The organism is Vreelandella boliviensis LC1, assembly GCF_000236035.1.
Lineage (GTDB): Bacteria > Pseudomonadota > Gammaproteobacteria > Pseudomonadales > Halomonadaceae > Vreelandella > Vreelandella boliviensis.
On sequence record NZ_JH393259.1, the window covers coordinates 334,743 to 341,798 of the forward strand.

Here is a 7,056-nt window from a genome sequence, read left to right on the forward strand (position 1 = left end):
ACATACCAATATATTAACTGGCTAATTAGTAATGGCTTTTCACATTAAAACATTGATACCGGTCAAAACAGAGGCTATTAAATTCTCCAGCAAAAGCGATGAGTACTATACTTTTTATACTTCACTTGAGGAGCCAAGACAATGACAACATCAGCGTTTCCAAAAGTTTCCCCTAATGCAGCCAAAGCCAGCATAGCTGATAACAACGAGGTTAATAACAACGTAATTTATAACAAAGACTTGCTGGCTTTGTGGTATCAGCCTTGGGCTGAAACGTCCAATTCTGCGGCCAAGCTACAATGCATTTGGCTAGAAACACTTAACGACGCATTTCGCCACGAAATCGATTTTCTTGCGACCATGGCGCCGGTCTATAGCAAACTCACACACTGCATGCTGGGCCTTAACGGGCCGCTGACTCCAGAGTCGATGGCGTCCTGCTACCACCAAATCGCTGGCGACATGTCAGAAGCCACTTTTAACCGCATGCGCAACGTATCTGAACTCAGCGAAGACTTTAAAGAACGTATTTGGTGCGAACTATAGGAGCTGAAATAAATACCAAAATGGTTGGAGGGGTATAGCGCTTATGCTTTTAGACGATACACAACACGACAGTTTGGATAGGTTTGTGCGGGCCTCACTGGCGAGGCTAACGCTGGGCATTTCCCCCGCGTCTGTTGTGCTAACGTATCTGGACTGGTTGTCGAGCTTGGCTCTATCTCCCGGTTCCCAGGCCCATCTAGGGCAGAAAGCCGTGAAGAAGCAGCTGCGCTTGGTGCAATGGGCTAGCCACTCGGCATTCGACCCTAATGCGGCTCCCTGTATAGACCCTTTGCCTCAAGACCGCCGTTTTAAAGACCCTGCTTGGCGACACTTCCCCTTCAACGTGCTTTACCAAAGTTTTCTACTACAACAACAGTGGTGGTATAACGCCACCACTGGCTTACGGGGGCTGTCACCTCACCACGAGCAGGCGTTGGAGTTCGGCGCCCGCCAGTGGCTTGATGTGCTGTCTCCTTCCAACTATGTGCTGACCAATCCCACTGTGCTCGAAAAAACGTTAACCAGCGGAGGAACTAATCTACTTCGGGGAATGGAGCACTGGTGGGAAGATGTCCAAAACCAAGGGCTAGGCAGAAAGCCAGCCGGAACCGAAGACTTTGTATTAGGGCGTGACGTTGCTATCACGCCCGGTAAGGTCGTGTATCGAAACCACTTGATCGAGCTGATCCAGTACACGCCGTCCACCAAAGATGTTCACGCAATGCCTATCTTGATAGTGCCTGCCTGGATCATGAAATACTACATACTAGACCTGTCGCCACATAACTCGCTGGTCAAGTATCTGGTTGACCAAGGGCACACCGTCTTTATGATCTCTTGGCGCAACCCCACAGAAGAGGATCGCGACCTAAGGATGGACGACTACCATCAGCAGGGTATTCTTGACAGTCTTAATGTCATTGCTCAACTGATACCCGACCAGAAGATACATACCGTAGGCTACTGCTTGGGAGGCACGCTGTTGGCTATTACCGCCTCGGCGCTGGCGCGTGACAAAGATGATCGTCTGGCATCGATGACGTTGTTGGCAGCGCAAACCGATTTCCGCGAGGCTGGAGAACTGATGCTTTTCATTGATGAAAAGCAGCTCGCTTTTCTTGAAGACCTGATGTGGGCCCAAGGGATTCTCGATACCAAACAGATGGCGGGTGCATTCCAGATTTTGCGCTCCAATGACTTAATTTGGTCACGGATCGTTAATGAATATTTGCTGGCTACACGCCAACCAATGAACGATTTACTGGCCTGGAATACTGACGCAACACGCATGCCTTACCGCATGCACTCCGAGTACCTGCGCCAGCTTTTTCTGAACAATGACTTTGCCGAAGGCCGTTTCCGGGTAGATGATCGCCCGGTGACCTTCAACGATATACAGATTCCCGTCTTCTGTGTTGGCACCGAGTGGGATCATGTCGCTCCCTGGCGATCCACCTACAAACTGCACCTGCTCTCCGACGCGCCCGAAGTAACCTTCCTCCTCACCAACGGCGGCCACAACGCGGGCATTGTCAGCCCACCCGAGCATCCCAGCCGCCATTACCGCATGGCCACTGCTCTCGATGGCGACCCGTACATCGATCCGGATAGCTGGTTTGAACACACACCTATCCAGGAGGGCTCATGGTGGCCGGCCTGGCAAGAGTGGCTGATGGAGCGTTCGGGGCCTCTAGTTCCTGCGCCAGACACCGGGACAAAGGCCTACCCGCCACTCGAGGACGCCCCAGGCAGCTATGTAAGGCAAATATGACTGGGGCGTTTTAATGAGCGGTGGCAGTGAGTGGGACACGTCCGGCCTCCGCTCTCCTACTCCGACAGGCCCCAGAAATGCGCTATATGGCGGGTCGAAGAAATACCGACTTCCAGCATATATTTGTCTGCTTTCCCTAGGCCTTCGTCCCCACCGGCCATGATCGGAGTGCCGTGGCCCATCCCCTTGATGATGTATTCCTCGATCACCTCCTGCCCATCCGTATTGCACCAGACCTGCCGGGGAAAACCGTCGACTTCCTCGACGCGTGTCGGTGGCCCTTCAACCTCGTGAATCTTCTGCCACTGCCGGACAATCGAATCGGCGTTGGCATTGTCGACGATCGAATCGCTGCTGCCATGCCAGACCGAGATCGTTGGCCAAGGGCCATCGAAGGTAGAGGCTCCGCGCACGAGCGCGTCGAGCCTGTGATCCGACGGGCCGCCATATCCCTTCATGCGAACCATCGCCTCTATCAGGTTATCCGCACTGCGGTAGGGTAATCCAGCGATGATCGCGCCTCCTGCAAACACCTCAGGATAGGTCGCCAGCATCACAGATGTCATAGCACCACCCGAGGACATCCCCGTGATGTAGACGCGCGAAGGGTCGATGGAATGATCATCAACGACTTGCTCGACCATATTACGAATAGACAGTGGCTCGCCGTCTCCACGACGGCTATCGCCAGACTTGAACCAGTTGAAACTGCTAATGGGATTATTGGTTTTTCTTTGCCCTGGATACAGCAGCGCTATCCCACATTCGTCGGCGAGAGCTGACCAGCCTGAACCGCGATCATAACCCTCCGCTGTCTGGGTGCTGCCGTGCAGCACGACGACGAGCGGCCCGTTCTTAGTGAAGTTCTTGGATATATAGGTGTCCGCATGCAACGATCCAGGGTCAGTTCCAAATTGTTTCAAGTCGGTCAAACGATCGTGGCTAACTGAAGATGGCGGCATATGACCTCCTTTGCCATTTTAATATGCGAGAACAGCGTCAGGTGGCGAGCCCCGATGCCAAGGACATAGAACGGGGAAAAGAATGAGTTACAACCGAATAATTGACTTATTATGAGAAAGGGGCGCTGCGTCCACTGCAGCGCATAGCGCAACATCCTTGTTTAGGCCTATCCTTTGCCTCGCTCACCATTAGGATGGCCCTTAAAGCAAACACCCACCGTGCGCTATCGAACATAGCAGCTGAAATTTTCAGGAATGCCGGCTACTAGAAACTCCTCCCACTTAGGTGGGCTTGCTTACCCTTGCCTCGTTGAGATACTCATCGGACAGGCCGCGGTAAAACGCGCATATATCACTACACCACGCTCCGCTTTCGTTAAGTGCGGAAACGTACAGAAAGGAGTGTTTGCGTCCCTCAAGATTGAATGGACAATCGCTCCGATGTTCCGGTAATCAGAAGGTGACGGCATGAGGCAGAGACATTGTAGCAAGCCCCAGCCACGCTGGACTTCCCTGCGCGTCGTCGAGATTACGGTGGCGCTCTGCGTCGCCGCTGTCGTCGGTCTAGGCGTGGGTCTGGCAGCACTGGCCGTGGACACTAAGTGGCTGTGGCCTCCGCCGGTTGAACTTGGCACTGTCGCAGGCGCACGAGTTCTGATGGGATCGGTGACCAGTGGTCTGATCACGGTCGCAGTGTTCGGTCTGTGGATGCGCACAGTCGTGGTTGGCCTTATGGCTGCGCACTTTTCGCCACGGACGCTACTGATCTTTCTGGAGGATCGCTTCCAGCGCAATCTACTGGCGTTCATGTCGGCGGGCGTCGTGGCCGTGCTAGTCATTATGTTGAGGATGCCCAACGACGAACAGGCGACTGCTCCCTTTGTGAGTACAGTGCTGGTGGTGGTGATCGCGCTCGCCGCAATGGCGGGCGTGTTGCTGGCGATCCAGCACGCTACACGGAGCCTTTCGCTGCCAGAACTGATCAGCCGCCTTGCCGAAGACGCTCTCAAGGTGCTCGACCGCCTCCCTGAGGAACGGCTTGAGCTTACTGAGGTGCCGCCGCCAGTATCTGCAGCGCAGACAGTGCTAGCACCGGGGACTGGCTGGATAACGCGCATCGACATCGACCGGATACTTATTGCACTGCCGTTCGGCGGGGTTGTCCATCTACGCAGCAGGGTCGGCGAATTTGTCACTCCCCGCAGCCCTGTCGCACTCGTTTCCACCATAGAGGTCAACGGAGAAGTTGACTTCGACGCCATAGCCGAAGCATTCAACCTAGCCCGCACCCGCAGCCCTAACATGGATCTCGCGTTCGCCGTAAGCCAACTAGTGGACGTTGGAACATTCGCGCTGCAGGCTCGCGCCGACACATCAACCTCTCATGAGGTACTGGTTCACCTTGAAGCGGTGGTTGAGGAAATTGTTGACCGGGGGCTTCCACGCCTGCACGACAAAGACAAGGATGGCCGCTGTGTCTACGATGATGTCGGTTGGGACGCCGTCGACATCGTTAAATTGTGCGTAGAACGACTCAGGGGGGCAGCCTCCCGAGACCCGGAAGCAGTCAGGCACCTAACGCATATGCTTCATAGAATCAGAGGGATTGCCGAGAACTGTAAGGCGTCAGAGGTCGTCTCTGAGGTCGAATATCAGGTAGAGATGTTGCTAACTCTTGCGGATGCCTGCGGGACACTATCTCGCGATCGACCTAATTAACTATTCTTCGCAAAAGACCTTAACGAAACAATGCCAACCTATCCACTAGTGGATAAGTTAGCGTTATAACTACCTAATAATTGCGCCACTCAACTGCCACAAAACTAGATAATAATAAGATCGGTGCCGCATTCCTTGCGACACCGATCTTGTATATCTTACTTAGCCACACTGCGTTCCCTGCAGCGAATAAATGCAACATCCTGTTTAGGCTTATCCTTTGCCGCACTAAAAATTATACTAGTAGATAAAGGATTACCTGACTGTGCGTTAGCGAACATGGGTTGGTGAAATTCATATCATGCAGCGCTGACAAAAACAAAGGGCGCGTATATCAGCATCGGAAGTATGAGTACTCCTGATACTGATACACGCACCCATGGATCATCACATTGCGTTAACGAACGTTAGACGTAGAAGTCCAGATCCTCTTGGGCTTTTAGCAAATCGCGCATCTTAATGGGATCGTCACCAAAGAAGAAGATAAGACCCCAATGAGTCCCGAAGGCTGACCGGTCAGGCACTGTCTCTTCTGCCGGTGCGACCAGTTCATGTGACTGGAAGTACGGATGGTTAATCGTTTCTTCGGGCATTTCCAGCTTGCTGACAACACGACGGCGTGGGTATACGCCGAAGCAGCCTGCATAACCCTTCGCATCGACCACTTCTCTGGGGAAGAAAGCAGCCACTTCCTCTTTCGTGCTTTTCGGATCGAACACGAGCATTGACGCCTGATAAGCGTTGAATCCGTAGGCTTTCTCGATCAATTCGAAAGCTTTAAAGCCGGGTGGGCGGTAGGCAACCTCGCCAAAGTACATTTCACCATCAGCCGTAACGAAATACTCTGGGTGAATCAGGCCGAACTGGATGTCGAACGTTTTGATCAACAGCTCGATCTGCTTGGTGATCGCATTACGCCAGCTTTCGAGTTCCGCGGTAGCAGGAACGAATACCGAATAGCCCAGCGTTACGTATTCCGAAATGTTCAGGAACTGAATTTTGCCATCGTGTATCCAGGCTTCAACAGCAAACTCCCAGCCGCTCAAGTGACTTTCCATCAGCAGCGGATATTCTTCATCCGGGATGTTGTCAATTTCATCTATCGTGCGGATCATTCGGTGGCCGAGACAACCGGCTTTGTCGAAGGCTTTGACGTGAATCGGGTCATCTGGATCGCCATCCAGTTTGAGCAGCGTTTGGTTGACGCGCTTCATGAAGCGGACGATGTCCTCTTTCTCATGTGCCTCTTCGAAGATCCCGACACGAATGCCGCCCAACTGAGCACGACGCTTCATTAGGGCCTTATCACGGAAAAGGATGGACTGTCCGAACATCCGCGGGCTGTCGAGGAGAACGGAGTTGATGGCACCTGACCACTCAACGGTTTCTTCGAATAGCGGTATGGCGACGTCTACACCTTCCTCCTTCAACTTGACGGCGATCTCCATGGAGCGATCATTCAAGCGAATAAAGTCCCACGGAATAAAAGGGATATTGTTCGCTGTACAGAAATCTGCGGCCCACTCTGGAGCAACGACGATATAGCGGCGGTCAAATTTCTGCGCAGCCTTGATCGCATTGACGCTCCAACCAAGTAGAGCGATATAACCCTTGTTCGGATCCTTAGGGGTCTCAGTGCCTTTAACCGAGTCCATTTCCGGATCACGCCACGACGCTACTGCTTCGGGTAATTGTTTTTCTGATGTTATCGACATTCAATGTCCTCCTTGCTCGTTGACCCAAATTGACCGCGCTGAGATTAGAGCGCACCAAGTGAGCTGAGCCGCAGTCAGTTGTGTTCAGGAGCGATTGGGCAAGCCAGCATTAGGAAAGCTTTTAGCGCACCCGTGTAACTAAGCTAGTCGATACAGTTACAGATGGCAACCGAACTGTAGAATTTCTGTTGAATAACTGTAGAAGTTTCTAGCTGTAAACTGAGGATGATTTCTATAGTTGACTAGATAAAATGAGACCGTAACGACTCCCGCCTTGATGCGAGTCTTCCTGCTTCTTAGGCAGTCAACGACGTCACCCCCTGATTGAGTAGCGCTACACTTT

The 7,056-nt window shown here is 52.7% G+C and carries 5 protein-coding genes; 3 read left to right on the forward strand and 2 right to left on the reverse strand.

Annotated elements, in window-relative coordinates; genetic code table 11:
- Positions 1–141 precede the first annotated feature (141 nt).
- Together KUC_RS16050 and KUC_RS16055 are read left to right on the forward strand one after the other, a co-directional pair.
- A complete protein-coding gene (locus tag KUC_RS16050) occupies positions 142–546 on the forward strand; it encodes a hypothetical protein (RefSeq protein ID WP_007114281.1) in 405 nt (134 codons plus the stop codon).
- A 43-nt stretch (positions 547–589) separates the two neighbouring features.
- Positions 590–2,317, forward strand: coding sequence for a PHA/PHB synthase family protein (locus KUC_RS16055; protein ID WP_007114282.1), 1,728 nt, complete (start codon positions 590–592; stop codon positions 2,315–2,317).
- Between the two features lie 56 nt (positions 2,318–2,373).
- Here KUC_RS16055 and KUC_RS16060 read toward each other — a convergent pair whose 3' ends face one another.
- The gene (locus KUC_RS16060; protein ID WP_007114283.1) at positions 2,374–3,279 is read right to left on the reverse strand and encodes an extracellular catalytic domain type 1 short-chain-length polyhydroxyalkanoate depolymerase; all 906 of its coding nucleotides are present in this window, start codon (positions 3,277–3,279) and stop codon (positions 2,374–2,376) included.
- A 468-nt stretch (positions 3,280–3,747) separates the two neighbouring features.
- Here KUC_RS16060 and KUC_RS16065 point away from each other — a divergent pair, with 468 nt between their 5' ends.
- The gene (locus KUC_RS16065; RefSeq protein ID WP_050804873.1) at positions 3,748–4,998 is read left to right on the forward strand and encodes a DUF2254 family protein; all 1,251 of its coding nucleotides are present in this window, start codon (positions 3,748–3,750) and stop codon (positions 4,996–4,998) included.
- 407 nt (positions 4,999–5,405) lie between these two features.
- Here KUC_RS16065 and KUC_RS16070 read toward each other — a convergent pair whose 3' ends face one another.
- Entirely contained in the window at positions 5,406–6,713 is a 1,308-nt protein-coding gene (locus KUC_RS16070) for an ATP-grasp domain-containing protein (protein ID WP_007114286.1), read from the reverse strand.
- Between the last annotated feature and the right edge of the window lie 343 nt (positions 6,714–7,056).

What these genes read in the sequence shown, in the direction of transcription:
- KUC_RS16070 (WP_007114286.1), bottom strand. Translation starts at nt 6,713, where the DNA reads ATGTCGATAACATCAGAAAAACAATTACCCGAAGCAGTAGCGTCGTGG.
- KUC_RS16065 (WP_050804873.1), top strand. Translation starts at nt 3,748, where the DNA reads ATGAGGCAGAGACATTGTAGCAAGCCCCAGCCACGCTGGACTTCCCTG.
- KUC_RS16060 (WP_007114283.1), bottom strand. Translation starts at nt 3,279, where the DNA reads ATGCCGCCATCTTCAGTTAGCCACGATCGTTTGACCGACTTGAAACAA.
- KUC_RS16050 (WP_007114281.1), top strand. Translation starts at nt 142, where the DNA reads ATGACAACATCAGCGTTTCCAAAAGTTTCCCCTAATGCAGCCAAAGCC.
- KUC_RS16055 (WP_007114282.1), top strand. Translation starts at nt 590, where the DNA reads ATGCTTTTAGACGATACACAACACGACAGTTTGGATAGGTTTGTGCGG.